This window comes from Glycomyces buryatensis (genome assembly GCF_004912275.1).
Taxonomy (GTDB): Bacteria; Actinomycetota; Actinomycetes; order Mycobacteriales; family Micromonosporaceae; genus Glycomyces; species Glycomyces buryatensis.
The window spans coordinates 1-26,749 of sequence record NZ_STGY01000067.1 but is presented as its reverse complement, the minus strand read 5'-3'; the positions used below and the strand labels follow the sequence as shown (position 1 = coordinate 26,749).

The window sequence follows — 26,749 nt, the reverse complement described above, 5'->3', positions numbered from 1 at the left end:
CGGATTCTGCTGATTTGTCGCGAGCCCCCTCTGGACTCCACAATTTGGAAGCGCTACCATACATCGACAAACATTGATCTCCTCCGGGCATCCGGCACAGCAACCCTAGGAGCGCGACATGAACCGACGCAAGAGACTGGCCGCCATCGCGGCCGGTACGGCCGCTGCGGCGATAGCAGCGGCAAGCGCCGCATTCCTCCTCAGCCCCGGCGCGGGCGCCGAAACCGACGACGCCGCCCAGAGCGAAGCCGAAGCCGCACAGGCACAGCCGCTGTGGGCCAACCCCAACACTCAGGCGGCCCGATGGGTCGCCGAGAACGGCGGCGACTCGCGCGCCGCCCTCATCGGCGAGCGCATCGCCTCGACCGCCGCGGGCACCTGGTTCACCACGACCAACCCCGAAGGCGGCATCGAAGCGCAGATCTCGGCAGTGGTCGACGGCGCCGCCGCCGACGGCGCGGCGCCCATCATGGTCGTCTACAACATCCCCAACCGCGACTGCGGCGGCGCCTCCGGCGGCGGTGCGAGCAGCCACGAGGAGTACCGCGGTTGGATCGACGACATCGCCTCCGTCCTCTCGGGCCCGGCGTACATCGTCCTCGAACCCGACGTGCTCCCGCACGACTGCTACGGGGATTCCGAACGCGCCCAGATCAACCAGTCCATGGAGTACGCGGCCCGCACGCTCAAGGCCGCCGACCCCGAGGCCCACGTCTACATCGACATCGGCCACTCCAACTGGCTCTCCGCCGATGAGGCCGCCTCCGCGCTGAACGCGGCCGGCATCGCCAGCGCCGACGGCTTCTCGATCAACACCTCGAACTATCGCACCACTGAGGAGGCCAGCGCCTACGCCGCCGAGATCCGGTCGATCGTCGGGTCCGACAAGGGCGCGGTCATCGACACCAGCCGCAACGGCAACGGCCCGCTCGGCGAGGAGTGGTGCGACCCGCAGGGCCGTGCCATCGGCGCCAAGCCGACGACCGCGACCGGCATCGACGGCATCGACGCGTTCCTGTGGGTCAAGTTGCCGGGTGAGGCCGACGGCTGCGCCGGTGCCGCCGGGCAGTTCATTCCCGACCTGGCCTACTCCCTGGCCGATGCCGCCGGACCGGACTGGCCCGGCGAGGAGCCCACGGAGGACCCGACCGACGAGCCGAGCGAGGATCCCACCGGTGGGACGACCGACGGAGACTGCTCCGCCGAGTTCGTCGTGGTCAGTCGGTGGAACGGCGGCTGGCAGGCGAATGTCGACGTCACCGCCGGCACCACGGCGCTCTCCGGCTGGACCCTCACCTGGGACTGGCCCGGTGACCAGGCGATCTCCAGTTCCTGGAACGTCGACATCTCGCAGTCCGGCAAGACCGTGACCGCTTCGGACGTCGGCTGGAACGGTTCCATCGCCTCCACCGAGACGATGAGCGCGTTCGGCATGGTCGGCAGCGGGAGCCCGCAGGTTCCGGCGATCGAGTGCGCCGCCTGATTCGAGGCTGACCGCACACCCGGTGTCCGGTCTGTGTCGCGCTCCGGCGACTTACACTGTGCGTGTGGCACAGACCGACACCGTTATCGCCCCGAGCCTGCTGGCTGCTGACTTCGCCCGCCTCGCCGAGGCGGCCGACGCCGTGGACGGGGCCGTCGACTGGCTCCATGTCGACGTCATGGACAACCATTTCGTCCCCAATCTGACGCTCGGTCCGCCGGTTGTCAAGGCGCTCAAGGCGGCCACCGAGATTCCCCTCGACTGCCACCTGATGATCACCGCCCCCGAGCGGTGGGCCGTGGGGTATGCCGACCTCGGCGCCTACAACGTCACGTTCCATGCCGAGGCAAGCGCCGACCCCGTCACGCTCGCGAAGCAGATTCGAGCGGCCGGGTCCAAGGCCGGGCTCGCCATAGACCGGGACACCGCTGTGGAGGACTATCTTGACTTGCTGCCCGAGTTCGACACGCTGCTGATCATGACGATCAAGGCCGGTTTCGGCGGGCAGGCGTTCATGCCGGAGATGCTCGACAAGGTCCGCGTGGCCCGCTCCCGCGTCGAGACCGGACACCTGGAGCTGCGCATCGAGGTCGACGGCGGGATCGCCGATGACACCATCGAGGCCGCTGCCGAAGCCGGTGCGGACGCGTTCGTCGCCGGCACGGCCGTCTACGGTGCGGCCGATCCCGCCGAGGCGGCCAGGCGCCTCCGAGCCCGCGCGGACGCCGTGCGATGAGCAGATGAGCCTCGCATGGCCACCAACCCCTCAGATCTCGTCCTCATTGCCGATTCCGATCCGGAGATAGCCGAATTCCTGGCTGGGCGGCTGCGCGCCGACGGTTTCGATACGGCGCTGGCCCGCGACGGCTACCAGGCGCTGGCAGGGATCGCGCTGCGCCGGCCCGGCATCGTGATGCTGGAGGCGGAGCTGCCGTTCATCGACGGGCTGGCGTTGACGCGGCAGTTGCGGGCGGATCCGGCCACGGCGAGTTTGCCGATCATCCTGTTGAGCGCGCGCCCGAGCTCGGCGGACAAGATCGCCGGGCTCAAGGCTGGTGCCGATGACTACATCGCCAAGCCGTTCGATCCGGCCGAGGTCTCGGCGCGCATCGATTCGGCGATCCGCCGCCACCGTGAGATCCGCGAGTCCTCGCCGCTGACGGGGATGCCCGGGAATGACCGGATCCTGCGCGAGCTCAACTCGTGGATCACGCGGGGTGATCCGTTCGCCTTGTGTTACATCGACATCGACCATTTCAAGGCGGTCAATGACGTGTACGGGTTCGTGCGGGGCGACGAGTTCATCAAGGGCCTCGCCGAGTGCGTCTACGCCTCCGCGGGCGACGCTGGCGCCGCGCCGGTGTTCCTCGGGCACGTCGGGGGCGACGACTTCACGGTGCTGTGCCTGCCCGAGCACGCCCGGCCCGTCACCGGGTTCCTCAACGACCACTTCGCGCACCGGGTGCGGCAGCTGTGCGACCCGGTCGATGTCGAGCGCGGCTATATCGAGCACGCGGACCGCTCCAGTCGCAAGAGCGTCCGCTCGCGCCTGCCCACCCTTTCGACCGGTGTCGCGCTCTCGACGCACCGGCGGTTCGCCGACGCCTACGAGGCGGTCGCCGAGGCCACGGCCCTGAAGTCGATCGCGAAGTCCCACGCGGGCAACTACGTGGCCTACCCCGACGGCCGGGCCCCGGGGTCCAAGCGCCGCCCGGTGTTCTGGACGAACGAGACCTGACCACCCCAGCTGTTGAGACAACAGTCACGGAATAGAGACCCCTCGAATCCGTCGTGGCACACTTCTATGTAGCAAACGCGCGTCAGCGGGGTCGGTGAAATTCCGAGCCGGCGGTGAGCGGCCCAACAGCCGCGAGTCCGCGACCCGTCCGCAGCCAGCGGACGGTTGACCTGGTGAGAATCCAGGACCGACGGTTAGAGTCCGGATGGGAGCAGACGCGTCGCGGGAGCGGCCCTCTTCGGGTTGCCCTGCGCGATCTTCCCTGACCCCGCCTGCGTGCGTGACTTATCCGCATCATGTAGGGGGTCAATCCCATGTTCACCGGTATCGTCGAGGAACTCGGCGAGGTCGTCAAGACGGGCGCAGCAAGCCTGTCCGTGCGCGGCCCGCTCGTCACCTCGGACGCCTCGTACGGCGACTCGATCAGCGTCAACGGCGTCTGCCTCACCGTCGCCATGCTCGACGGGGACGCCTTCACCGCCGATGTCATGGCAGAGACCTACCGCCGCACCGCCATCGGTGATCTCAAGGTCGGCGACAAGGTGAACCTGGAGCGTGCCGCGACCCTCACCACCCGCCTCGGCGGCCACCTGGTGCAGGGCCACGTCGACGGCGTCGCCGAAATCGTGAAACGCAGCCCCGCCTCCGAGTGGGAGGAAGTCACCTTCCGCCTGCCGCCCGGCCTGGCCAAGTACGTGGTCGAAAAGGGCTCCATCACGATCGACGGCACCTCGCTGACCGTCGCCTGGATCGAAGGAGACGAGTTCTCCGTCGGCCTCATCCCCGCCACCCTTGAAGCGACCACGTTGGGCCGTAAGACCGTCGGCGACCCGGTCCACATCGAAACCGACGTGACCGCCAAGCACATCGAAAAGCTGCTGCAAGCACAGAGCCAATTCTCGGCTCCGGAGTCCACCGAGGGAGAGACGCGATGAGCGACATCAAACTGGACCGCGTCGAAGACGCCATCGCCGCCATCGCCGCCGGACGGCCGGTGATCGTCGCCGACGACGCCGACCGTGAGAACGAAGGCGACATCGTCTTCGCCGCCGAAGACGCCACGACCGAGCTCATGGCCTTCACCATCCGCTACACCGGCGGCTACGTCTGCGTCGCCATGCCCTCCGCGACCGCGGACCGGCTCGACCTGCCCCCGGCCCACCACACCAACCAGGACTACAAGGGCACCGCCTTCGCCGTCTCCGTGGACGCCCGCAAAGGCGTCTCCACCGGCATCTCGGCGGCCGACCGCGCCCAGACCATCCGGGTCCTCGCCGACTCTGAGACGCTCGCCACCGACCTCAACCGGCCCGGCCACGTCGTCCCGCTGCGCGCCAAGGACGGCGGCGTCCTGGTCCGGCGCGGCCACACCGAGGCCGCCGTCGACCTCACCCGCCTCGCCGGGAAGCAGCCGGTCAGCGCCATCTCCGAGCTGATGAACGACGACGGCACCATGATGCGCCTGCCCGAGCTGCGCGCCTTCGCCGATGAGCACGGCCTCGTGCTCATCACCGTCGCCCAACTCGCCGCTTGGCGCCAGCGCAACGAGGTCCAAGTCAAGCGCCTCGCCAAGGCCCGCCTCCCGCTGGAGGCCGGGGAGTTCACCGCCGTCGGCTACCGCGCCGTCTTCGACGGCAATGAGCACGTCGCCCTCGTCAAGGGCGACATCGGCGACGGCCTGGACGTCCTCGTCCGGGTCCACTCCGAATGCCTCACCGGCGACGCCTTCGGCTCGGTGCGCTGCGACTGCGGCCCCCAGCTCCAGGCCGCGCTCCGCGCCGTCGAAGCCGAAGGCCGCGGCGTCGTCCTCTACATGCGGGGCCACGAAGGCCGCGGCATCGGCCTGGTCCACAAGCTCCAGGCCTACCAGCTGCAGGACCAGGGCCGCGACACCGTCGACGCCAACCTGGAGCTCGGCCTGCCCGCCGACGCCCGCGACTGGGCCATCGGCGCGCAGATCCTCGAAGACCTCGGCATCAAGTCGATGCGCCTGCTGACCAACAACCCCGACAAGCGCGCCGGGATCGAAGGCCACGGCCTCGAGGTCATCGACCGGGTCGGCCTGCCGTCCTTCTCGACGCCTGACAACATCGCCTACCTGACGACCAAGCGCGACCGCATGGGGCACCTGCTCGACGGCCTGCCCCCGCTCGTGCCGGTCCCGGCCGCGGCGGAGGTGGCCTGACCATGGCCGGACATGGAGCACCCGAGATCAAGGTCCCCGACGCCACCGGCCTGACGCTCGGCATCGTCGCCACCGAATGGAACGCCGAACTCGTCGGCCAGCTGCTCCAGCGCTCGCTGGACGCCGCCGCCGACGCGAAGGTCGCCGACGTCAAGGTCCTGCGCGTGGCCGGAGCGGTCGAACTGCCGGTCGCCGCCCAGGCGCTGGCCAGGAAGTACGACGCCGTGGTCGCCCTCGGCGTCGTCATCCGAGGCGGCACCGCCCACTTCGACTACGTGTGCAAGTCGGTCACCGAGGGCCTGACCAGGATCGCCCTGGACGAGTCGACACCGGTCGCCCACGGCGTCCTCACCGTCGACAACCTCGAACAAGCCATCGCCCGCGCCGGCTACCCCGACTCTACGGAGGACAAGGGCTACGAGGCGGTCAACGCCGCCCTCGGTGCGGCCCTGGCGATTCGCTCGCTGGACTGACCGAATCGCGGCGACGGCGGGCCGCTCGAGCGAGCGGCCCGCCGTCGCCGCCTCGGCATGCTCAGGACCTCGGGGCGTCCACCCGCGCGAAGTAGGCGTCGACCAGGGGCCTGCCCACCCCGGTCATCCACTGCTCGAAGGTGAGCAGTCCGGGGTGGATCTCGCGCAGCGGGGGGATGTCGACCTCCAGAGGTGTCTCGTTGATCGCCTCCAACGCCTTGGCAGTCGAGCGGCTGAACTCGCGGACCTGCTCGATCGAGATCCGCTCGTACGGCACCTCCCGGCCTACGAGCCGTCCGATGAGCTCGGCCTTGTCGACCTGGGACAGGTTGTCCCCGGCCAGTACGTAGCTCTGGCCGTTGTGCCGTTCGGGATCGGTGAAGGCGATCGCCGCGAACGCCGCGATGTCGGCGGCCGCGATGAGCGGTTCGAACGAATCGGGCGCCAGCGCCGAGACCAGTTTGCCGTCCTGGAGTTCGCGCGGGGAATCGAACGTGTTCTCCATGAACGCGCCGGGACGCAGGATGGTCAGCGACAACCCGGCCGCGCGCCAGGCGGCCTCGGCCGCAGCCTTGAGCGGGAGGGAGTCCATCTGCGATTCCAGTGGCGTGTCCACCCCGATCGAAGAGGAGTGCACCACGTGGGCGACGCCGGCCTGCTTCGCGGCCGCGCCGAGCTTGGCCGCGGTGCGCGCCTCATGGTCGCGGTCGTGCCCGTACGGACCGCCTTCGTAGGACCCGGCGTGGACGCTGAAGACGCCCCAGGCGCCCTTCGCAGCGGCATCGAGCGAGGCCCGGTCATCGAGATCGCCCGTGACGACCTCGGCTCCGGCTTCGGCCAGCGCCGCGGCCTTGGGGGAGGAGGCGTCGCGCGTGAGCGCGCGGACGGACCAGCCGTCGGCCAGCAGCTTGGCGGCGACCGCGCCGCCCTGGCGGCCGGTGGCGCCGGTGACGAGAATGGTCTTGTCGGCGTTCGACATGAGGGTGTTCCTTTCCGTCGGGGGGACTGCCGACTAATATCGGGAGCGGCAACCCGGTTTATGAAACGGAACATTACACCCGTTTAAATCCGAAGGCGAGAGGAGCACCCGATGCAGGCGACCACGGAGCGGGCCGAACGCGTTGACTCCCAGCGCAATCGGCAGCGAGTCCTGGACGCGGCCGACCGGCTCCTCGCCGATCGTGGCATCTCGGTCACGTTGGGGGAGATCGCTACCGAGGCCGGTGTCGGAGCGGGCACGGTCTACCGGCATTTCCCCACCAAGGACGCCCTCATGGCGCTCGTTCTCGACCAGCGGGTGGCCCAGGTGGTCGACCGGGCGAAGGCGGTGGTGGACGGCCGCGAGCCCGGCGAGGCCTTCTTCGACTTCCTCCGCTATGCCACCGATCAGGCGATGCGGAACCGGGGCCTCTGCGAGGCGCTGGCGACTCGTGGTGAGTGGCAGGAGCCCTCGAAGATGGTGGGGGAGTGCGTGATCTCTTCGCCGGTCGGCGTCCTGCTCGAACGGGCGCAGCGGGCCGGTGCGGTGCGTGAAGGCTTGGACGTCGGTCACGTGCTCGCCCTGATCCCGGCCTATGTGGGCCTGGCTCAGTCCCTCGGCTCTCCCGAGCGGACCCGCGACTTGGCCGAGATGCTGTGGGACGGGCTGCGACCCCCACTAGAACGAAACTCCGCGATTGATAACGAAACCTTGGTCGAGTCGGTAGCTCGTAACGAAACCGGGGCCGACCTCGATAACGAAACAGGTCGGTGCTGCCCCGTCTGCGGCGACCCGATCGCCGTCTCCGCCACCGGTCGACCGCCGAAGTACTGCTCGGCCGCCTGCCGCCAGAAGGCCTTCCGGGACAAGCGAAAGGCCGCGGCCTGAGCCGCGGCCCGGTGAGGGACCCCTACTAGGTTGTCAGCGAGTAGTTATTGACGTTGAAGTTGCGCCCGCCCGCCGATGAGGTGATCTCCCAGCCGAACTGGATCTGGTCGATGCGCACCCGCGGCATGCGTCCCTGGCTCACCAGCCACTGGCAGATCGGGGTGATGTTCACGGTGCCGCTGGTGAACTGGCTCGTCGCCATGAAGCTGTAGACGTGGTTGCCGCCGTTGTGGCCCTGGTGGTAGTTCCAGTTGCGGCCGCCGAGGTTGACGTTGGTGACGTAACCGCCGATCGGGCCGACGTTGGAGGTCCACTGCGTCCAGATCATGACCTCGTGCGCGTGGCCGTTGCCCCACACGTCGTAGGCGGTGTTGTATGCCAGCCCCGAGCCGGAGGGGTTGGAGACATTGAACGAGCTGGAGACGTTCCCCATGCTCCAGACGTCGCGCCCGAGCGTGTAGGAGACGTTCGGGTAGGACTTGATGCCGCCGGTGTTCGGGTGGTCGGCCCACACGCCCCAGTTGCTCTGGGAGTTCGCCCAGATCGACTGGTAGCCGGCGCCGCGGCCCCAGATGTTGTTGTAGAGCGTGTAGGGCCCGGTGTTCCACTGCCCGTACTGGGCGGAGGAGGACCAGTTGGCGGCCTGGGCGGGAGAGGCGAGGCCGCCGACGGTGGCGACCGTGGCGACCGGGGCGGCCAGTGCCGCTGTAAGAAGCGATCTGCGTCGCATGAGAGGGCCTTTCTATGGGTCCACTGACGAATCGACACCACTGATTGCTCGCGGAATTCTAAATCCACGAGTGTCGATTCGTTAATTAGATCATATGACCCAATTAATTACTAGTCCTGCGTAAGCGGCAAAAACGGGGCCGCGGCGAGTGCCGCGGCCCCGAGGTGAAGCGATGTCATTAGACGGTCAGCGAGTAGTCCGTGACCGTGAAGTCGTGGCCTCCCGCAGCCGAGGTGATCTCCCAGCCGAACTGGATCTGGTCGATCTGGACCTCGGGCATGTGGCCCTGCGCGACCAGCCACTGGGCGATCTCGGTCAGACCGACCGTGCCCTGGGTGAACTGCTCCTGCGCCAGGAAGCTGTAGACCTCGTTGGCGCCGTTGGATCCCTGGTAGTAGTCCCAGGTGTGCCCGCCGAGCTCGACGGTGTCGACTTGGCCGCCGATCGGGCCGACGTTGGAGGTCCACTGGGTCCAGATCATGATCTCGTGCGCGTGGCCGTCGCCCCAGACGTCGAAGGCGCTGTTGTAGGCGACCCCCTCGCCCTCCGCCGGAACGTCGACGGCGAGGGTGGCGCTCACGTCGCCCATCTCCATGACGGGCAGCCCGAGCGTGTAGGAGACGTTCGGGTAGGACTTGATGCCGCCGGTGTTCGGGTGGTCGGCGGTCACGCCCCAGTCGTCGATGGTGTTCGCCCAGATCGTCTGGGTGCCGGCACCGGAACCCCAGATGTTGTTGTAGAAGGTGTACTCGCCGGACTCCCACATCCCCCACTGATCGGAGGAGGACCAGGTCTGCGAGGCGCCTGCCTCGTCATCGGACTGCGCCCATGCCGGGAGGGTGCTGACCGCGGCGGTGCCGGCGACCGCTGCCGCGGCTCCGGCGGTGAAGAGCGTTCTGCGTCGCATAATGCCCTGCCTGTTCTTCGATTCGTGTTGCCGGTCAACAACATTCTGTATTCGTGAATGTCGATGTGAGAATTAGATCACGTGGCCAAACTAATATCCATACCGGGTTCTAATACCCTAATATCCGCCAATCGGCCGACAGTGAAAGCCCCTCACGCCCCGTCCCGTGGGCCCCGCGCGCTGCGACGCAGGTCTCATGGTGTGCGCTCCGGTGGTCGTGCAGCGTAGCGGCGTCGCCACCGCCGGAGCGGGGACGTAGAATTCCGAGCCGTGAAGACCTTCGAGCAGCTCTACGCCGAACTTTCCGAGAAAGCACTCACCCGCCCCGAGGGCTCCGGGACCGTCGCCGCCCTCGACGCCGGCGTGCATTCCATCGGCAAGAAGATCGTCGAGGAGGCGGCCGAGGTCTGGATGGCCGCCGAACACGAATCGGACGAGGCCGCCGCCGAGGAGATGTCACAGCTGCTCTACCACCTGCAGGTGATGATGATCGCCAAGGGCATCGCGCTCGACGACGTCTACAAATACCTCTAAGCACGCCGTCCTCAGGCGCCATCCGAAAGGCCCATCACATGCTCCGCATTGCCGTGCCCAACAAGGGATCGCTGTCCCAAGGGGCCATTGAAATGCTCACCGAGGCCGGCTACCGCCAGCGCCGATCCACCCGCGACCTCCAGGTCATGGACGCCGACAACGAGGTCGAGTTCTTCTACCTGCGCCCCGGCGACATCGCCACCTACGTCGCCTCCGGCGATCTCGACCTCGGGATCACCGGCCGCGACCTGGCCATCAACTCCGGCGTGGAGGTCGATGAGGTCGTCGCGCTCGGCTTCGGCCGCTCCACCTTCCGCTACGCCGCCCGTCCCGGCACCGTCGATTCGGTTCCCGGTCTGCACGGTCGCCGCATCGCCACCTCCTACCCCGGCGTGGTCCGCCGCAACCTGGAGTCGGTGGGCGTCGAGGCCGAGATCATCAAGCTGGCCGGCGCCGTCGAGAACGCCATCGCCCTGGGCGTCGCCGACGCGATCGCCGACGTCGTGGAGACCGGCACGACCCTCAAGCAGGCCGGACTCGCCGTCTTCGGTGAGCCGATCATGAAGTCCGAGGCGATCCTGGTGCACAAGACCGGGAACGGCGAGACGCCCGCGACCGAGCAGCTGCTGCGCCGCGTCCGCGGGGTCCTGGTCGCCCGCTCCTACGTCATGCTCGCCTACGACGTGCGCGCCGAACTGCTGGAGCAGGCCGTCGAGCTGACCCCCGGCATCGAGTCGCCGACGGTGTCCCCCCTTCATCGGGAAGGCTGGGTGGCGGTCCAGTCGATGACCGAGCGCTCAGACCTGCACCGCGTCATGGACGGGCTCTACGAGCTCGGCGCACGCGGCATCCTGGCGTCGAACATCGACGCCTGCCGCCTTTAGGTGGGTGAGCGCCGCTACGAGAGCCGCGGCGTCTCCAGCGCCGCGGCCGCGTCGGCCCGCTCGCGCAGTTCGTCCGCCATCGAGGCGGCCTCCCGCGCGTCGCGGTGGTACGCGACGGCGTCGTTCCCCAGGCCTCCGGCGGTCATCGCCCGCACGGTCGCCAGCCCCTGCAAGCGCTGCAACGGCCCCTGCACCACGGTCACCGACTGGATCCGCGCGTACGGCACGGCGAAGTAGGTGTTCACCAGCAGCCCGTGGCGGACGACGAAGACCTGTTCGTCGAGTGCGGCGCCGTTCCACTTCCAGCGCAACGGCATTCGCCACCGCGCCCGCCTCGGCGGGCGCTCCACCGTGAACTGGGACGGCAGGCCCGGCACGGCCGCTTCGGTCACCGCGGCGACCAAGTCGGGCTCGCCCACCGGAAGCACGGTGGTCAGGCGCGTGCCGACCCCGGCGCTCGACTGGGCGGCCGCCGCCGTGGAGACCTCGACCCGGCGCCAGCGGCGCCCCCGCCACAGCACCGGCCGTTCGAAACTGACGGCGGTGACCCGGTCCTGCGGGACCGTCTCATGGCTCGTGTCGGTCAGACCCCGCTCGATGAGCAGGCTCTGCCCGTCGCGGCGCAGCCGGAACCGGCAGTTGCGCAGGAACTTATTGACCGTGGCGATGGTGCTCTGGACGTACCCGAGCAGCGCCGGGGCGATGAACCCGACCCAGACCGTCGTCGTGACCCGGTTGAAGCCGAAAATGGAGCCGGCCGTCAAATACGCCGCCCCGAAGATGACGAGGGCGCTAATCTGCACCGGCAGCGCCTCCAGCAGGGACGCTGTGGCCAGGCGCCGCACCCGCACTGGCGGCACGACCTGACCCGGGGGAGGCGTCTTCACCTCTTCGGCGGACTCGTCGGTCTCGGCGACATCGCCATCGACGGCGACATCGCCGCTCGGGCGTCCGGCGATCGCCAGCAGCTCGCCCCGCAGCTCCAGCGCCCGGTCGGCCTTCAGATACGCCAGCTTGGCGTCGGTCCCATCGGAACCGGCCACCTCGATGTTCAACTGCGCCAACCCGAACAGCCTGGCCCTGAGCGGCCGGGCCACGTCCACCGACTGGAGCCGGCCCAGCGGCACCGTGCGGTGGTTGCGGGTGAACACGCCGCCGTAGATGTGCAGTTCCGGGCCCCAGATGACGAAGCCGCGGTACTGGATCGAGATGAGGCTCCCGACGCCGCCGAGGACGGCAGCGGCCAGCGCGATGTACACCGCGAAGAGGTAGTTCTGCGAGGTGACGACCTGGATGCCGGCGGCCGCGATGGCGGCGGCGAAGAACCGGAAGCTCTCCAGCAGCGGAGTGAGCGGGTGCAGGCGCTGGCGGGGGACGCCGGGCGGAGGGGCGCTCGCGGTGGGGGCGACCTCGGGTCCGATCGGCCAGTCCGCCAATGGGGGAGCGGGCCATTGGTCAGGTGCCGCCGCGGGAGTCGGCTCCGGTTCGGCCGCTTCGCCCGGATGTGCGGCGCTCACAGGCCCTCCCGGACCTCGGCGGCCCGGACGGCGAGCCGGTCGCGCAGCGCGGCGGCGACCGCCGGGTCGAGGCCGGGCACTTCGGTGGTCGAGCCGAGGGCCGCGGTGCGCACCTGCACCGTCGTCAGCCCGAACATCCGCTCCACGGGTCCGGCCGACAGGTCGATGAGCTGGATGCGCCCGTAAGGCACGATGCTGAGGCGCCGCGTCAGCAGCCCGTGCCGCACCAGCAGGTCTTCCGCCCGCTCCGAATAACCCCAGGTGGAGACGATCCGGGCGACCGCCAGAGCGCGCAGGCCCGCGATGACGACATACCCGCCGAGGGCCCACAGGAGGCCGTCCCAACCGAGCCAGATCGTCAGGCCCACCGCCGCGATCAGGGCGAGGATGCCCAGCCGCAGCAGGCTGCGCAGCACCCACACCGTCCGCAGCTGCCGGGCCATCGGCTGCCATTCGAGATCGGCGGGCCACAGGTCCCACACGGGAGTCGCACGAGCATTCATAGGTCAATCATCCAACTTCACCGTCTCGCACGGGAACCCACGCGAGGTCAGGAAACCGCGGAGGGTGGTCAGGTGGTCGTCGCAGGCCGCCCACTGCTTGACGCGGTCGCTGCTGTGCAGACGCGGGTTGCGCCACTGGAGCATCCAAGCGGCGTCGCGACGGCAGCCCCGGGCGGAGCAGACGTGCGTATCGGATTGGAGGGTCACGCCGCAATTCTGCGGCACCGGTGAGTCAGCCGCGACGGGGCCACACCGCGGTGTCGATGAACGTCTCAATGGCCTCGATGACGTCGGCCAAGACGTGCGCGGACTCGACCAGCGGGCGCCCGCGCATGAACATGCCGGTGTCGGCGCCGCTCACCTCGAATACCTCGCCGGGCAGTTCCATTGCGAGCGAATGGTTCCACGACGGATCGGCGGTCCCCCCGATGAGCAGGTAGGGGGCCGTCGCCCGGCGCAGGGCCTGCACGATCGGATAGTGCTGGAGGAAGGGCGTGAACCAGATCGCCGGGAGCCCGTGGTGGGCGGCCAGAACGGCGGCGGCACTGCCGAGCGCCTTGCCGACCAGGAGCGGCGGATCGTCGTTGTGGACGTTGTCGAGGACGGCCTCGACCTGGTCGCAGACGCCGTCGATCATGGTCTGCTCGTCGGCGGCGAGCGAATCGGGGTCCTTCCAATCCACCGGGAAGGTCCGCACGCCCCTTGACTGCAGCGCGACGTGGGCGAACATCAGAAGGGGCCCTTGAACTCCGTAATTGCGGCCGGGGAGGAGGAGGGCCTGTCGACGACGGGGCATGAGGGTAATTCTAGATCTCCGAGGCCACCGGAGTAGTACGCGAGTGGCGTGGGAGAGAAGAAAGCCCGCGCGGCCACGGGGGAAGCCGCGCGGGCCTCCAAAGCATAGCGCTCCGACATAATGCAGCAACGGATTGAATCGGCGCGGCGTGTCACTCTCCCGGGCAAAACACGCTTGCCAACGCGGCCAAGTCCCCACCGCCGCACCGTGAACGAAGGTTATACCCATTGCAGGCCAAGGAAATCCACCAGAACTGTCGGGTTGTTGACAAAACACGGTCAAAACGGCGCGGCAAAGCCTTCGGCGTGTCGCCGCGAATATTCGACACCCGAACGCCAGCCGCGCCGGTCTCGTACGAGCGAATTAGTATCGGAGGCACCAGACCGAACCACGTGGGATCAGGAGCCGACATGGCATCACCCGAGGCCGACCGTTCGACCCCGGCCGAGAACGCCGCCCTGCTGGAGAAGGCGCTGTTCGAGATCAAAAAGGTCATCGTCGGCCAGGACGGCCTGGTCGAACGGATGTTCGCGGCGCTCCTGGCCCGGGGCCACTGCCTCATCGAAGGCGTTCCCGGCGTGGCGAAGACGCTCGCGGTCGAGACGATGGCGAAGGTCGTGGGCGCCGACTTCCAGCGCATCCAGTTCACCCCCGACCTGGTGCCGGCCGATATCGTCGGCACCCGCGTCTACCGCCAGTCCAAGGAGACCTTCGACGTCGAACTGGGACCGGTCTACACCAACTTCGTCCTCGCCGACGAGATCAACCGCGCCCCGGCCAAGGTCCAGTCCGCGATGCTCGAGGTCATGGCCGAGCAGCACATCTCGATCGGCGGCGAGACCCACATGCTCCCGAAGCCGTTCCTGGTCATGGCCACCCAGAACCCGATCGAGCAGGAGGGCGTCTACCCGCTGCCCGAAGCGCAGCGCGACCGCTTCCTGTTCAAGATCAACGTCGGCTACCCCACGGACGCGGAGGAACGCGAGATCGTCTTCCGCATGGGCGTGGACACCCCCGTCCCCGACCGAGTCCTGGACTCCGACGACATCCTCAGGCTCCAGCAGGCCGCCGACGGCGTCTTCATCCACAATGCGCTCGTCGACTACGCGGTGCGGATCGTCATGGCCACCCGCAACCCGACCGCCGCCGGGCTCGGCGCGCTGGCCCAGCACATCCAGTACGGCGCCAGTCCCCGTGCCTCGCTCGGCCTCATTCGCGCCACCCGCGCCATCGCGCTGCTGCGCGGTCGCGACTACGCCCTGCCGCAGGACCTGGACGACATCGCCCCCGAAGTGCTGCGCCACCGGCTCGTCCTCTCCTACGACGCCATGGCCGACGGCATCGCCGCCGACCACATCGTCGCCCAGCTGCTCGCGGCCGTGCCGGCTCCCACCGTCACGCCCCGCCAGGACTCGGCCCCGCGTTCGGGCCCGAGCCCGCAGCAGCCGGGGGCCTGGTAACGGGTGGTGCACGTGGACGCCGCCAGCCTGCGCGCGCTCGACCGGTTGCAGCTGCTCATCACGCGGCGGCTCGACGGGCTCCTGCACGGCGACTACCTGGGGCTGCTGCCGGGCCCCGGCTCCGAACCCGGCGAGGCGCGCGAATACCGGCCCGGTGACGATGTGCGCCATATGGACTGGCCGGTCACCGCCCGCACCACCGTCCCGCACGTGCGCACCACCGTCGCCGACCGGGAACTGGAGGCCTGGCTGGCCGTGGACCTCTCGCCGAGCCTGGACTTCGGCACCGTGAACATGCTCAAGCGGGACCTGGCGATCAATGCCGTCGCCGCGTTCTCCTACCTGGCGGGCCGCGGCGGCAACCGCGTCGGCGCCGTCGTCACCGAGGGCGGCCCGGCCAAGGCCATCCCGCCCCGGCCCGGGCGCGCCGGCTCGCGCTCGCTGCTGCGCACGGTCACCCAGATGCCCAAGGGCACCGGCCCGGGGGACCTCGCCGAGCTCCTCGACAAGACCCGCCGCCACACCCGCCGCCGCGGCCTGGCGGTCGTCATCTCCGACTTCATCGACGAGGCGGAGTGGGAACGGGAGCTGCGGCGCCTCTCGGTGCGCCAGCAGGTGCTGTGCGTCGAGATCCTCGATCCCGCCGAGCTCGGGCTGCCCGACGTCGGCGTCCTCGACCTCATCGACCCCGAGACCGGCGAACACGTCGAAGTCCAGACCGGCAACGCCCGCTTCCGCGCCCGCTACGCCGAGGCCGCCGCCGCCCAGCGCGGGCGGATCGCCGCGGGCATCCGCGGCGCCGGCGCCGCCCACCTGCGACTGTCCACCGGCGCCGACTGGCTGCGCGACATCGCGACCTTCGTCGCCGAGCGCCGCCACCTCGCCGCCTACCGCTGACCTCGTAAAAGGAGAATCGTTGATCCGCCTGCTCGATCCGCTCTGGCTGCTGGCGCTGATCCCGGTGGCCGCGCTCGCCGGCGTCTACGTCTGGGCCCAGTTCAACCGCCAGCGCATCGCCGTCCGATTCGCGAACGCCTCGCTCCTGGCCCAGCTCGTTCCGAAGGTCCCCGGCTGGCGCCGCCACTTCCCGGCCGGGCTCATGGTCATCGCCCTCGCGGTGCTCGTCGGCGGCATGACCCGCCCGGCGGTCGACGTCGAGGAACCCCAGGAACGGGCGACGGTCATCCTGGCCATCGACGTCTCACTGTCCATGATGGCCACCGATGTGGACCCGACCAGGATCGACGCCGCCAAGACCGCCGCGATCGACTTCGTCAACGAACTTCCCCAGCAGTACAACGTCGGTCTCGTCTCCTTCGCAGGCTACGCCTCGGTCGCCGTGCCCCCCACCAAGGACCGGGCCCAGCTCACCTCCGCGATTCAGGGGCTGACCCTCGCCGAGGCCACCGCCACCGGCGACGCGGTCTTCGCCTCGCTCCAGGCCGTCCAGCAGGTCCTCACCGACGCGGAGGGCCAGCTCGCCCCCGCCCGCATCCTGCTCCTCTCCGACGGCTACCGCACCGCCGGCAGGGGAGTGGACGAGGCCGCCGAGGCCGCGGCCGCCGCCGAGGTCCCCGTCTCCACCGTCGCCTTCGGCACGGACGAAGGCGTCATCGAACTGGACGAGGAACTCGTCTCCGTCCCGGTCGACCGCGATGCCCTCGCCGGACTCGCCGAGGAGACCTCCGGGCAGTACTACGAGGCCGCCTCCGTCGAAGAGCTCCGCGAGGTCTACGAGGACATGGGCTCGTCACTGGGCTACCGCACCATCGCCCAGGACATCTCGCAGTGGTTCATCGCCACCGCCATGGTCCTGCTGTTCGCCGCCGCCGGCCTGAGCCTCGCCTGGTCCTCGAAACTCACCTAGGGGGTGTCTGGTGGCCCTGAGGCGGGGAGCACACGGTGCGTGAAGGCCCCTTCGCCCCCGATCTGCGCCGTCGTTACGATCATCGGTGGCTTCATACAAAGAACATGAGGGAGTTCAGACAATGGCGCGCACGGTCCTCGTCACCGGAGGCAATCGCGGGATCGGTCTCGCGATCGCCCGGGCCTTCGCCGAGAACGGCGACAATGTCGCCGTCACCCACCGCGGCTCCGGCGCGCCCGACGGTCTCTACGGCGTCCAGTGCGACATCACCGACTCCGCCTCGGTCGACGCCGCCTTCAAGGAGATCGAGGAGAAGTTCGGCCCCGTCGAGATCCTCGTCGCCAACGCCGGCATCACGGACGACACCCTGCTGCTGCGCATGAGCGAGGAGCAGTTCGAGCGCGTCGTGGACACCAACCTCAAGGGCGCCTGGCGCGTCGCCAAGCGCGCCTCGGCCAAGATGCTCCGCGGCAAGTTCGGCCGGATGATCTTCATCTCCTCGGTCGTCGGCCTCTACGGCAACGCCGGGCAGACCAACTACGCCGCCTCCAAGGCCGGCCTGGTCGGCCTCGCCCGCTCCATCACCCGCGAACTTGGCTCCCGCAATATCACCGCGAACGTCGTCGCCCCCGGCTTCGTGGAGACCGACATGACCGCGGCCCTCCCCGAGGACCAGCAGAAGGCCTACCTCGCCTCGATCCCCGCCCGGCGCTTCGCCGCCCCCGAGGAAATCGCCGGCGCCGTCACCTGGCTCGCCGGGGACCAATCCGGTTACATCAACGGCGCGGTCATCCCGGTCGACGGCGGTCTCGGCATGGGGCACTAGCCCCCCGCCCACATTTCAATAAGTGCGACAGATCTAAAGACGGAGGACAGATGTCAGGAATCTTGGACGGAAAACGACTGCTCATCACCGGTGTCATCACCGAGCAGTCCCTCGGGTTCGGGGTGGCCAAGTACGCCCAGGAGCAGGGGGCCGAGGTCGTCCTCACCGGCTTCGGGCGCATGTCCCTGGTGCAGCGGATCGCCGGCAAACTCCCCAAGCCGGCCCCGGTCATCGAGCTCGACGCCACCAACCCCGAGCAGCTGGAAGGCCTGGCCGACAAGGTCCGCGAGCACGTCGACGGCATCGACGGCGTCCTCCACGCCATCGCCTACGCCCCGCCCTCGGCGCTCGGCGGGAACTTCCTCAACACCCCGTGGGAAGACGTCGCGACCGCGCTTCAGGTCTCGACCTTCTCCTACAAGTCGCTCGCGATGGCATGCCTGCCGCTGATGGAGAACGGAGGCTCCATCGTCGGCCTCACCTTCGACGCCAGCCAGGCCTGGCCGGTGTACGACTGGATGGGCGTGGCCAAGGCCGGACTCGAGTCCGCCAACCGCTACCTGGCCCGCGACCTGGGCCCCAAGGGCATCCGCGTCAACCTCGTCTCCGCCGGACCGCAGCGCACCATGGCCGCCAAGTCCATCCCCGGCTTCGAGGAATTCGAGATCGCCTGGACCAAGCGCGCCCCCCTCGGCTGGTCGCTCACCGACTCCGAGCCCGTCGCCAAGGCCTGCGCCGCCCTCCTGTCCGACCTGTTCCCCTCGACCTCGGGCGAGATCGTCCACGTCGACGGCGGCTTCCACGCGGTCGGCGTTGAGCGTTCAGACTCATAACGTGACTGATATGTCCGGATACGACGCAGTCATCCTCGTCTCCTTCGGAGGACCCGAGGGCTCGGGCGACGTCCTGCCGTTCCTGCGCAACGTCACCCGCGGCCGCGGCATCCCCGAGGAGCGCCTCGAAGAGGTCGCCGAGCACTACCACCACTTCGGCGGCATTTCGCCGATCAACCAGTGGTGCCGAGAGGTCATCGACGCCCTGCGCGCCGAGTTCCGCGCCTCCGGCATCGACCTTCCCATCTACTGGGGTAACCGCAACTGGCCGCCGATGCTGGTCGATGCGGTCACCCAGATGACCGCCGACGGGGTCAAGCGCGCCCTCGCCATCTGCACCAGCGCCTACGGCTCCTACTCCTCGTGCCGCCAGTACGTTGAGGACATCAACGCCGCCCGCGCCGCGGTCGGCGAGAGCGCCCCGGCTATCGACAAGATCCGCCACTTCTTCGACCACCCCGGTTTCATCGGCGGTTTCGCGAAGCAGCTCAGGGCGAGTCTGGACCAGATCGATAACCAGACGAACACGCGCGTTGTCTTCACCGCGCACTCGATCCCCACGATCATGGAGGACTGCTCGGGCCCCGAGGGCGCCCGCTACTCCGACCAGGTCGCCGAGGCCGCCGCGCTGGTGGCCGAGCACGCCGGCTGGGCCGGGCCGCACGACGTGGTCTGGCAGTCCCGCTCGGGGCCGCCGTCCATGCCGTGGCTCGAACCCGACGTCAACGACCACCTCAAGGTCCTCGCCGCCGAAGGCGTCGACACCGTCGTGGTCAGCCCCGTCGGTTTCCTCTCGGACCACATCGAGGTCCTGTGGGACCTCGACAACGAGGCCGCCGAGACCGCCGCCGGACTGGGCCTGCGCTACCTGCGGGCCGGGACGCCGGAGATCGACGCCGACCTGGTCGGCATGTTCCGCGACCTGGTCGCGGAGAGAGTCTCCTCCGCGCCCTTGAAGCGGCTCGGGAAGCTCCCGGCGTGGGACCCGACGATAGAGGGCTGCTGCCCCGCGCGTCGCCCGCCTGCTCCCGAGAAGAGCCGGGGACGCTGAACGAAGGACGGCGCCCGGCCGATAGACCAGCCGGGCGCCACGGGCGCCGCCCGCGATCGCAAACGCCTGTCGGCCAGATCACCGCTTGTCGACAGCGCATGACATGCTTGTAAGCGTGGACTCCGTATTCTTTTGGATCATCGCCGCTGTGATCCTCGGCGTGATCGAACTCTTCACCGGCACCCTGGTGTTCGCCATGATCGCCGGTGGGGCCGCGCTCGCCGCGATCGCCGCCGCCGTAGGCGCACCGTTCTGGCTCCAGATCGTCTTTCTCGGAGCCGGCTCGGTCGCCTCGATCTGGGGCCTGCGACCCTTCCTCAAGCAGGCACTTGACTCTCGCGGGGGACCGGGACCGGTGCTCGGGACCAAGGCCCTCGAAGGGTCGGAGGCGACCGTGCTCGAGCAGGTCGACTCGAGCGGCGGCCTGGTCGAGATCGCCGGAGACAACTGGACCGCGTACCCGCTGGAGCCCGACCAGCTGCTGGAACCCGGGGAGCGCGTCACAGTGGTAGAAATCAAGGGAGCCACCGTCATCGTCTGGAGGCAGAGTTAAAACCATGGACCCTGTTGGAGCACTATTCCTCGTTGTCGCGGTATTCCTGTTCATCGTGCTCGCACGATCGATCAGGATCGTTCCGCAGCAATGGAACTACATTATCGAGCGGCTCGGCCGCTACCGGCGCACGCTGGAGCCCGGCCCGCGCCTGCTCGTGCCCTTCGTCGACTCCGTTCGCGCCAAAGTGGACCTGCGCGAGCGCGTCGTCAACTTCCCGCCCCAGCCGGTGATCACCGCCGACAACCTGGGCGTGCAGATAGACACCGTGCTGTACTACATCATCACCCAGCCCACTTCGGCCGTGTACAACATCGACGACTACCTGGCAGGTGTGGAGCAGCTGACCACCACCACGCTGCGCAACGTCGTCGGGTCGATGGACCTGGAGAAGACCCTCACCAGCCGCGAGGAGATCAACGCCCGCCTCGCCGCCGAGCTGGACAAGGCCACCGACAAGTGGGGCCTCAAGGTCACGCGCGTGGAGCTGCGCTCGATCGAGCCGCCGCCCAGCATCCGCGACGCGATGGAGAAGCAGATGCGCGCCGAGCGCGACCGCCGCGCCGTCATCCTGCAGGCCGAGGGCACCAAGCGCTCCGAGATCCTGCAGGCCGAGGGCGAGCAGCAGTCGAAGGTCCTGCGCGCCAAGGGTGAGCGTGACGCCGAGGTGCTGCGCGCCGACGGCCAGGCCAAGGCCATCCAGACGGTCTTCGCCGCCATCCACAAGGCCAAGCCCACCGACCGGCTGCTGGCCTACCAGTACCTGCAGAAGCTGCCCGAGATCGCCCAGGGCGACGCCAACAAGGTGTGGGTCATTCCCGCCGAGCTCACCAAGGCCCTCGGCAGCATCGGCAACGCCTTCGGCGGCAATACCGCGGCCGAGGACGAGGAAGAGGAGGAGATCGAGGTCGACACCTCGGCCCTCGAACTGGACGCCGAAGCCAAGGCGGCCCTGGAGGCCGCCCAGCAGGCCGCCAGCGACGTCAAGGACCTTAGCGGAGGCAGGACCCAGGCTCAGGGCGAACTGCCCTCCTCGGAGTCCTAGAACCGAAGTGTGAAGCCCGGGGCGGCCATCCGGCCTCTCCGGGCTTTTTCCTGCCCGTCGGGCACAATCGTGGGGTGCCCGACCAAGTGCCTTCCCCAGTGACGCCCATCGCCGACCCCGCCGACGAACGGCTCGGCGACTACCGGGCGCTGACCGACCTGGCGCTGCGGACCCGCATGGAGCAGCCCAACGGCCTGTTCATTGCCGAAGGCCACCAAGTGATCTCGCGCGCATTGCGGGCCGGGTACCGAATGCGGTCGCTGCTGATCGACGCCAAGCGCGCCGACCAGCTCGCGCACCTCGCCGAGGACGCCCCCTGCTACACCGCCGGACCCGACGTCCTCGAATCGGTGACCGGCTTCCACGTCCACCGCGGCGCGCTCGCCTCGTTCCATCGCAGGCACCTGCCGCAGCCGGCCGAGGTCCTGGCGGCCACGAAGCGCCTCGTCGTCCTCGAAGGCATCAATAACCACACCAATATCGGCGCTATTTTCCGCGTCGCCGCCGGTCTCGGCTTCGACGGTGTCCTGCTCGCGCCCGACTGCGCCGACCCGCTGTACCGCCGCAGCGTCCGCGTCAGCATGGGGGAGGTCTTCGCCGTCCCCTACACCTACCTCGACCCGTGGCCCGCCGGTCTGGAGCTGATCCGCGAGGCGGGGTTCACCCTGCACGGGCTGAGCCCCTCGTACGGCGCGATCGACATCGGCGCCGTCCCGGCCGCCGAGCGGGAGCGCCCGGCCCTCATGTTCGGCGCCGAGGGTCCCGGACTGACTCCGGCCGCGCTGAAGGCCTGCGACCGGACCGTGGTGATCCCCATGTACGCCGGCGTCGACTCCCTCAACGTCGCCGCCGCCACGGCAGTGGCCTGCTGGGAACTGTCGCAGGCCCAACCTCGTTAAAGCGCGACCGTCGCGAACTCCGACTCGCAGGGCGGGCCCCAGGTGTAGTGCATGCGGCCCTCGGCCAGCTCCAGGTGCACCGCCAGCGCGGTGTGCGTCCGCAGCTCTTCGGGGTCGGTCTCGACCGGGTGGCGGCAGATCGCGATCGGGCCGCCGTCGTGGTCGCGCATGGCCGCGTGCAGGCGTTCGGCGGAGATCGGGGTCTCCTTGTGGAGCAGCGTCTCCATCCGCTCGCAGCGGTGGTAGGTCGAGACCCGGCCGGACTGGAGCCAGCTCTCGTAGACGCCGAGCGCCTTGGGTTCGCGGAAGTGGTTGGCGTGCACCAGTGGTTGCGTGCCGTCCTGGTAGATGACGCGGGAGCTCAGGGGAGAGGTCTCGATGGTGGCGACGCCTCGGGAGGCACTGCCGATGAAGAAGTTCGCGGAGCAGGCCGGGCGGGGAGCGGTGGCGTGCCCGACGGCCTGCTGCATGGTGGTCGACTGGAGAATCCGCCAGGTGCGCAGGTGGAACGGCACCGAGTCGATGCGCCAGTCGTCGACGCTGGCGCCGAGTCCGTTGACGCACAGGCCGATCCCGTTGCTGTTGATGCCGACCTTGGCGCCCGCGACTCCGGCCTCGGTGAATCCGATCACGGTGGTCTCGCCGCTCTTCCATTGCAGGAGTGCGCCTTCGACTCCGGTGAACCAGTCCCAGTTCTGGCCCATCTGGACCCCGCCGTCGGTGAAGGCGTCAGAGTTCCCGCCGAAGGCCGTGCATTCGGAGCGAATGCTGTCGAGCGAGGGCCGGCCGAACTCGCTCCAGGCGCTGTAGAGCAACTCGTAGCGGGCATTGAGGAGGGCGATGTCGAGCAGCTGCTGGCCCGAGCCGTCGGCGATGCCGTCCATGATCGCCCGGTAGAGCGAGTCCTCGCGGGTGAACAGGCCGAGGTAGCGCTGGGCGCGCTCGGCGAGCTCGGATTCGGCGAGTCCGGCGGTGATCATGCGGGAGCGGTAGAGCTCGATATTGTGCGCGATCTGCCGTTTCAGTTGCCGGCCGTGTTGTACGCCTTGGCGATACGGACTGCCTTGGAGGTGGAGGAAGGGGAGTTCGCTCATGTGAACGATTGTGGCAGAAGCGACACTCGGTGTCATCCGCAATAGCGTCAGCGGCCCATGAGGGCCTGTTCGACCTGCGAGTAGTGGATGGTCCACCACTTCACCAGCCCGGTCTGACCGGGCAGGAGGTGGTCGCAGGCCGAATTGTGGCGCACGTAGTGCCACTCGATGACCCAGTTGTCGGTCAGCCGATCCCACCACAGCTGATGTGTGGCGAGCCCGATCTCCGCCTCGCCCACGTCGAACGCCGAGCGGTAGCCGCCGGCGAAGGCGCGGATGCGCTCGCAATCCAGCCCGCGCTCATCCCCGTAGGTGAAATAGAACACGGCGGCGCGGGCCATTTCCCTGGCGTACGAGGCGACATTGAGCCGGTCCCAGTCCAGGATCGCGGAGACGGCGTCGTCGGGCCCGTGCAAGACGTTGTGCGGGTGCAGGTCACCGTGCACATAGCCGGTGTACTGCTGCGCCAGATCTGGCGGTCGCCGGTCGGCCAGCCGCACCAGCAGCCCGCGCTTGAGCCTGAGCGTCTGCTCGGCGGTGGCCTCGAACCCGGTCTTGTCCCCGCGTCCGGCCGCGACCAGGTCCAGCAACCGGTCCACCTTCTGCAACGCGGCCTCGGTCGTCGGCGGCACCTCGACCTTCGGCGGCCGATCCACCGGGATGGCCGTGTGAAGCGTCCGGTGCAGCCGCCCGATGACCGACCCCAGGGCCCGGCACGATTCCCGTGACATGGAGAGCCCCGACCGGTGGCGCCCGGCGACCCACGGGAACACCCCGAACTCCTCGCCCTCCAAGAAGATGGTCGACATCCCCGCCCGACTCGGCGTCGGCAACACCACGGGCACACCCGAGGTCCCGAGCGTCTGCAGAACATGGAACTGGAACTGAAGCTCGGGCCCGGTCACGTCGCGGAACAGCTTCAACAGGTACGACCCGCTCGACGCATCGACACGCCAGCTGCGATTCATCAGTCCGGTCTGGACCCGCTGCATCTGGTAGATCTGACCCAGATCCCAATGTGCAAGCGCCGCGTCAGGGAGTCGAGGCGCGGTCACGGTCATGCCCTCAAGCGTAGCCGCCACCCGCCCGCGCCCCAGACCGCGAACCCCCCTTGCGCCACCTCCGCACACATCCTGTAAAGTTTCATCTCGCGCGCCGGTAAGGCCAAAAGGTCCTCCTGGCAGGCAAAACAAACTACATATAAACTCTGTGTACGCGCGAGTGGCGGAATGGCAGACGCGCTAGCTTGAGGTGCTAGTGTCCTACTAATGGACGTGGGGGTTCAAGTCCCCCCTCGCGCACAGAATCGAAGGTCTCGGGAAACCGGGGCCTTCTTTCATTTGCTTGAACCAGACGTTTGCCTTTTGCGGCTGCTAGCAGGCAGCCAATAAGGCAGCCACGACATGCCAGTTTCATCGTCCCTTTTGGCTTCGGAGCGCTTCCCTGATCGCTGCATCCATCAGTGCAGCGCCTTCGGTGATGACCGGCCGGAGCTGGTGCCGGTACACCGTCCAGGTCGTAGCGGTGTCCTTGTGGCCCACGAGGTCGGCGATGAGCTCGACTGAAGCGCCTTGTTCGGACATGATCGACACGAACGTGTGGCGCAGGTCCCGGGGCGTCCAGGAGCCCCTGATCCCCGCTCGGGTGACAGCAGCCCGGAACTGGTCGCGGATCGTCTGAGCCTGGGGAACGGTGTCGTACCGAGTCCCGAAGACGTACACGATCCCGACTGACATCCAATCATGTCGGGCCCGCCATTTCTGCTGCCGTACTTGATGTTCGGCGAGCAGGTCGACAGCGATATCGGGAAGCGCGACCGTCCGCCTGCTGTCGGGCGTCTTGGTGTCCCCATCGATGCGGACCGAACGCCAGATCTCGACATGCGGCAGCTGGCTCTCGGCATGCTCGCTGCCGCAGGAACAGATCTGGCCCTTGACCGGGCGGAGATGGAGATGCTGCCACTCCAGCGGCCGCGCCTCCTCGGTGCGGATCCCCGTGAACACCGACAGGGCGATGTAGGAGCCGATGGGTCGGCCTCGCGAGGACTCGAGCAGCGCGGCGACTTTTTCGAGCGTGAGTGCCTTGCCCGGTCGCCGAGCCCGGCCGCGGGGCGCGTCGACGAGCGCTGCGACGTTCCGATCGACGTGGTTGTGCGCTTCGGCGAATCGGATAATCCGGCGCAGTGTGCTCAGCCGCCGCTTGACCGAGGACGGCGCCATTTCCCACGCCATGTCGTCAATTCACGTCTCGACCTCGTCTGCTCGGAGCCGCTTCAACTTGGCCGCGCCAAGACCAGGGATGATCCACTTCTCGGTTCCTCGACGCCCAGGGCCGCACGGTCGAACTGCGCGAATACACGGGCAACACTCCCACCGGCGAAGCCGACACTACCGCCTACGACTACACCGAAGCGGGGCAGCTCGCTTCAGTGACCGACCCTGCGGGCAATCAATGGTCGTTCACCTACGATCTGCGCGGGCGACAGACCGCGGCCGACGACCCCGATACCGGCCACTCGACCACCACTTACGACAACGCCGGACAGGTCACCTCCACCGCCAGCGCCACCGGAGCCGTGCTGTCCTACGAGTACGACGACCTCGGCCGCAAGACCGCCCGCTGGGAAGGCCCGGTAGACACCGGGACACTGCTGTCGGAGTGGACGTATGACACCGCTACCAAGGGCATCGGTCTGCCACACAAGTCCATCAACTGGGTCGACGGTCAGGCCTGGACACAGGAGATCCGCTCCTACACCGCCGAAGGCCAGGCTTATCAGACCTACACCCACCTCCCCGAGACCGCCGGAGCACTTGCAGGGTCCTACTGGCAGGCCTACACCTACCACCCCGACGGCAGCCTGAAGACTTCCCGAGCGATCGGGGCCGGCGGCCTGTACCCCGAGACGATGATCTACGGGTACAACGAGATGGGCCAGGCCAGCCGGGTCTCGGGAACCAGCGCTGACTTCGGCGCCGGAAAGATCTACGTCGACCAGGCAACCTACTCGCCCTACGGGCAACTGCTCCAACGCAGTCTCGGCGACCCGGCCGACAGCGGCGGCACCTCAGGGCAGGTGTGGCAGACCTGGATCTACGAGCAAGGCACCGGTCGGCTCTCGGAGTTCTACTTCGACAAGGACACCGCAGGTGAGTACGACGGCACCAACTATGGCGTCGCGGCCCTCTCCTACGAGTACGACCAGGTCGGGAATATCTTGTCGATCACCGACTAGCCCGTCCACACTTCCGAAGCGCTCGCACCTGAGACCCAATGCTTCGAATACGACCACCGGCTTCGTCTGACCGAAGCCTGGAGCCAGGCGGGGACCGGAGCATGCGCCGCCACCCTCAGTACCAGCGTCATCGGCGGCCCGGCCTCCTATTGGTCGTCCTATGCATACGACACCACCGGAAACCGGACCTCTGAAGACCGTTGGAACGGCATCGACCAGACCACCTACGACTGAGCCTCTTCCATCCGTCTTCACGATCGATCGGTGAC

At 68.4% G+C, this 26,749-nt stretch carries 29 protein-coding genes, 1 tRNA gene and 1 riboswitch; of the genes, 20 read left to right on the top strand and 10 right to left on the bottom strand.

Annotated features, from left to right (window positions below):
* Positions 1-118 precede the first annotated feature (118 nt).
* The 6 genes from FAB82_RS18470 to ribH all read left to right on the top strand — a co-directional run bounded on the left by FAB82_RS18470 (position 119) and on the right by ribH (position 5,879).
* On the top strand, positions 119-1,483 hold the full coding sequence (locus FAB82_RS18470; protein ID WP_136536019.1) for a glycoside hydrolase family 6 protein: 1,365 nt from the start codon (positions 119-121) through the stop codon (positions 1,481-1,483).
* A gap of 64 nt (positions 1,484-1,547) precedes the next feature.
* The gene (gene rpe, locus FAB82_RS18465) at positions 1,548-2,219 is read left to right on the top strand and encodes a ribulose-phosphate 3-epimerase (RefSeq protein ID WP_136536018.1); all 672 of its coding nucleotides are present in this window, start codon (positions 1,548-1,550) and stop codon (positions 2,217-2,219) included.
* Between the two features lie 15 nt (positions 2,220-2,234).
* Positions 2,235-3,221 (top strand): GGDEF domain-containing response regulator, encoded by a 987-nt coding sequence (locus tag FAB82_RS18460; RefSeq protein ID WP_136536017.1) that lies wholly within the window; start codon positions 2,235-2,237, stop codon positions 3,219-3,221.
* 77 nt (positions 3,222-3,298) lie between these two features.
* Positions 3,299-3,442, top strand: a riboswitch (FMN riboswitch).
* Positions 3,443-3,535: 93 nt separating this feature from the next.
* A complete protein-coding gene (locus FAB82_RS18455; RefSeq protein ID WP_136536016.1) occupies positions 3,536-4,156 on the top strand; it encodes a riboflavin synthase in 621 nt (206 codons plus the stop codon).
* Positions 4,153-5,406, top strand: a complete 1,254-nt coding sequence (locus tag FAB82_RS18450) for a bifunctional 3,4-dihydroxy-2-butanone-4-phosphate synthase/GTP cyclohydrolase II (RefSeq protein WP_136536015.1) — start codon at positions 4,153-4,155, stop codon at positions 5,404-5,406. Before FAB82_RS18455 ends, FAB82_RS18450 begins: the two co-directional genes overlap by 4 nt.
* Positions 5,407-5,408: 2 nt before the next feature.
* Positions 5,409-5,879, top strand: coding sequence for a 6,7-dimethyl-8-ribityllumazine synthase (ribH, locus tag FAB82_RS18445; RefSeq protein WP_136536014.1), 471 nt, complete (start codon positions 5,409-5,411; stop codon positions 5,877-5,879).
* Positions 5,880-5,940: 61 nt separating this feature from the next.
* On the opposite strand, the gene FAB82_RS18440 is transcribed toward ribH, so the two are convergent.
* The gene (locus FAB82_RS18440) at positions 5,941-6,858 is read right to left on the bottom strand and encodes an NmrA family NAD(P)-binding protein (RefSeq protein ID WP_136536013.1); all 918 of its coding nucleotides are present in this window, start codon (positions 6,856-6,858) and stop codon (positions 5,941-5,943) included.
* 111 nt (positions 6,859-6,969) lie between these two features.
* Here FAB82_RS18440 and FAB82_RS18435 point away from each other — a divergent pair, with 111 nt between their 5' ends.
* A complete protein-coding gene (locus FAB82_RS18435) occupies positions 6,970-7,746 on the top strand; it encodes a TetR/AcrR family transcriptional regulator (protein ID WP_136536012.1) in 777 nt (258 codons plus the stop codon).
* A gap of 25 nt (positions 7,747-7,771) precedes the next feature.
* On the opposite strand, the gene FAB82_RS18430 is transcribed toward FAB82_RS18435, so the two are convergent.
* A complete protein-coding gene (locus tag FAB82_RS18430) occupies positions 7,772-8,476 on the bottom strand; it encodes a GH12 family glycosyl hydrolase domain-containing protein (RefSeq protein WP_136536011.1) in 705 nt (234 codons plus the stop codon).
* Between the two features lie 178 nt (positions 8,477-8,654).
* Positions 8,655-9,383, bottom strand: a complete 729-nt coding sequence (locus FAB82_RS18425) for a GH12 family glycosyl hydrolase domain-containing protein (RefSeq protein WP_136536010.1) — start codon at positions 9,381-9,383, stop codon at positions 8,655-8,657.
* A gap of 270 nt (positions 9,384-9,653) precedes the next feature.
* On the opposite strand from FAB82_RS18425, the gene FAB82_RS18420 reads away from it, so the two are divergent.
* Positions 9,654-9,917: a phosphoribosyl-ATP diphosphatase gene (locus tag FAB82_RS18420; RefSeq protein ID WP_136536009.1), complete on the top strand. Its 264-nt coding sequence runs from the start codon at positions 9,654-9,656 to the stop codon at positions 9,915-9,917.
* 38 nt (positions 9,918-9,955) lie between these two features.
* Positions 9,956-10,801 (top strand): ATP phosphoribosyltransferase, encoded by an 846-nt coding sequence (gene hisG / locus FAB82_RS18415; protein ID WP_136536008.1) that lies wholly within the window; start codon positions 9,956-9,958, stop codon positions 10,799-10,801.
* A gap of 14 nt (positions 10,802-10,815) precedes the next feature.
* Here the strand turns inward: hisG and FAB82_RS18410 are convergent, their stop codons facing one another.
* Genes FAB82_RS18410 through FAB82_RS18395 form a run of 4 tightly spaced genes read right to left on the bottom strand, consistent with a single transcriptional unit; the run spans position 10,816 to position 13,617 of the window.
* On the bottom strand, positions 10,816-12,318 hold the full coding sequence (locus FAB82_RS18410; protein ID WP_136536007.1) for a PH domain-containing protein: 1,503 nt from the start codon (positions 12,316-12,318) through the stop codon (positions 10,816-10,818).
* Positions 12,315-12,821 carry a PH domain-containing protein gene (locus FAB82_RS18405; RefSeq protein WP_136536006.1) on the bottom strand — a complete coding sequence of 169 codons (507 nt, stop codon included), beginning with the start codon at positions 12,819-12,821 and terminating at the stop codon, positions 12,315-12,317. Before FAB82_RS18405 ends, FAB82_RS18410 begins: the two co-directional genes overlap by 4 nt.
* 3 nt (positions 12,822-12,824) lie before the next feature.
* Positions 12,825-13,028 (bottom strand): hypothetical protein, encoded by a 204-nt coding sequence (locus tag FAB82_RS18400; RefSeq protein WP_136536005.1) that lies wholly within the window; start codon positions 13,026-13,028, stop codon positions 12,825-12,827.
* Between the two features lie 25 nt (positions 13,029-13,053).
* Complete coding sequence (locus FAB82_RS18395; RefSeq protein WP_136536004.1) at positions 13,054-13,617, bottom strand: alpha/beta hydrolase; 564 nt, start codon at positions 13,615-13,617, stop codon at positions 13,054-13,056.
* Between the two features lie 410 nt (positions 13,618-14,027).
* On the opposite strand from FAB82_RS18395, the gene FAB82_RS18390 reads away from it, so the two are divergent.
* The 9 genes from FAB82_RS18390 to FAB82_RS18350 all read left to right on the top strand — a co-directional run bounded on the left by FAB82_RS18390 (position 14,028) and on the right by FAB82_RS18350 (position 22,151).
* Entirely contained in the window at positions 14,028-15,077 is a 1,050-nt protein-coding gene (locus FAB82_RS18390; protein ID WP_136536003.1) for an AAA family ATPase, read from the top strand.
* Positions 15,078-15,089: 12 nt separating this feature from the next.
* Complete coding sequence (locus FAB82_RS18385) at positions 15,090-15,974, top strand: DUF58 domain-containing protein (protein WP_246039705.1); 885 nt, start codon at positions 15,090-15,092, stop codon at positions 15,972-15,974.
* Positions 15,975-15,993: 19 nt separating this feature from the next.
* The gene (locus FAB82_RS18380) at positions 15,994-16,944 is read left to right on the top strand and encodes a VWA domain-containing protein (RefSeq protein ID WP_136536001.1); all 951 of its coding nucleotides are present in this window, start codon (positions 15,994-15,996) and stop codon (positions 16,942-16,944) included.
* Positions 16,945-17,065: 121 nt separating this feature from the next.
* Positions 17,066-17,770 (top strand): beta-ketoacyl-ACP reductase, encoded by a 705-nt coding sequence (locus FAB82_RS18375; RefSeq protein ID WP_136536000.1) that lies wholly within the window; start codon positions 17,066-17,068, stop codon positions 17,768-17,770.
* A gap of 50 nt (positions 17,771-17,820) precedes the next feature.
* A complete protein-coding gene (fabI, locus tag FAB82_RS18370; protein ID WP_136535999.1) occupies positions 17,821-18,603 on the top strand; it encodes an enoyl-ACP reductase FabI in 783 nt (260 codons plus the stop codon).
* A 10-nt stretch (positions 18,604-18,613) separates the two neighbouring features.
* Positions 18,614-19,654 (top strand): ferrochelatase, encoded by a 1,041-nt coding sequence (locus FAB82_RS18365; protein ID WP_136536295.1) that lies wholly within the window; start codon positions 18,614-18,616, stop codon positions 19,652-19,654.
* Positions 19,655-19,769: 115 nt separating this feature from the next.
* A complete protein-coding gene (locus tag FAB82_RS18360; RefSeq protein WP_246039704.1) occupies positions 19,770-20,207 on the top strand; it encodes an NfeD family protein in 438 nt (145 codons plus the stop codon).
* Between the two features lie 4 nt (positions 20,208-20,211).
* Positions 20,212-21,252: an SPFH domain-containing protein gene (locus FAB82_RS18355; protein WP_136535997.1), complete on the top strand. Its 1,041-nt coding sequence runs from the start codon at positions 20,212-20,214 to the stop codon at positions 21,250-21,252.
* Between the two features lie 50 nt (positions 21,253-21,302).
* A complete protein-coding gene (locus FAB82_RS18350; RefSeq protein WP_425461592.1) occupies positions 21,303-22,151 on the top strand; it encodes a TrmH family RNA methyltransferase in 849 nt (282 codons plus the stop codon).
* On the opposite strand, the gene FAB82_RS18345 is transcribed toward FAB82_RS18350, so the two are convergent.
* Together FAB82_RS18345 and FAB82_RS18340 are read right to left on the bottom strand one after the other, a co-directional pair.
* Entirely contained in the window at positions 22,148-23,245 is a 1,098-nt protein-coding gene (locus FAB82_RS18345; protein WP_168801666.1) for a C45 family autoproteolytic acyltransferase/hydrolase, read from the bottom strand. The two genes, FAB82_RS18350 and FAB82_RS18345, sit on opposite strands and share 4 nt — an antisense overlap.
* Before the next feature lie 47 nt (positions 23,246-23,292).
* Entirely contained in the window at positions 23,293-24,306 is a 1,014-nt protein-coding gene (locus tag FAB82_RS18340) for a phosphotransferase enzyme family protein (protein ID WP_136535995.1), read from the bottom strand.
* Between the two features lie 154 nt (positions 24,307-24,460).
* On the opposite strand from FAB82_RS18340, the gene FAB82_RS18335 reads away from it, so the two are divergent.
* Positions 24,461-24,546: transfer RNA gene (locus FAB82_RS18335), tRNA-Leu, on the top strand.
* 111 nt (positions 24,547-24,657) lie between these two features.
* Here FAB82_RS18335 and FAB82_RS18330 read toward each other — a convergent pair.
* Complete coding sequence (locus tag FAB82_RS18330) at positions 24,658-25,464, bottom strand: tyrosine-type recombinase/integrase (RefSeq protein WP_168801665.1); 807 nt, start codon at positions 25,462-25,464, stop codon at positions 24,658-24,660.
* A gap of 125 nt (positions 25,465-25,589) precedes the next feature.
* On the opposite strand from FAB82_RS18330, the gene FAB82_RS18325 reads away from it, so the two are divergent.
* Positions 25,590-26,480 carry an RHS repeat protein gene (locus FAB82_RS18325; protein ID WP_281276927.1) on the top strand — a complete coding sequence of 297 codons (891 nt, stop codon included), beginning with the start codon at positions 25,590-25,592 and terminating at the stop codon, positions 26,478-26,480.
* Positions 26,481-26,749 lie beyond the last annotated feature (269 nt).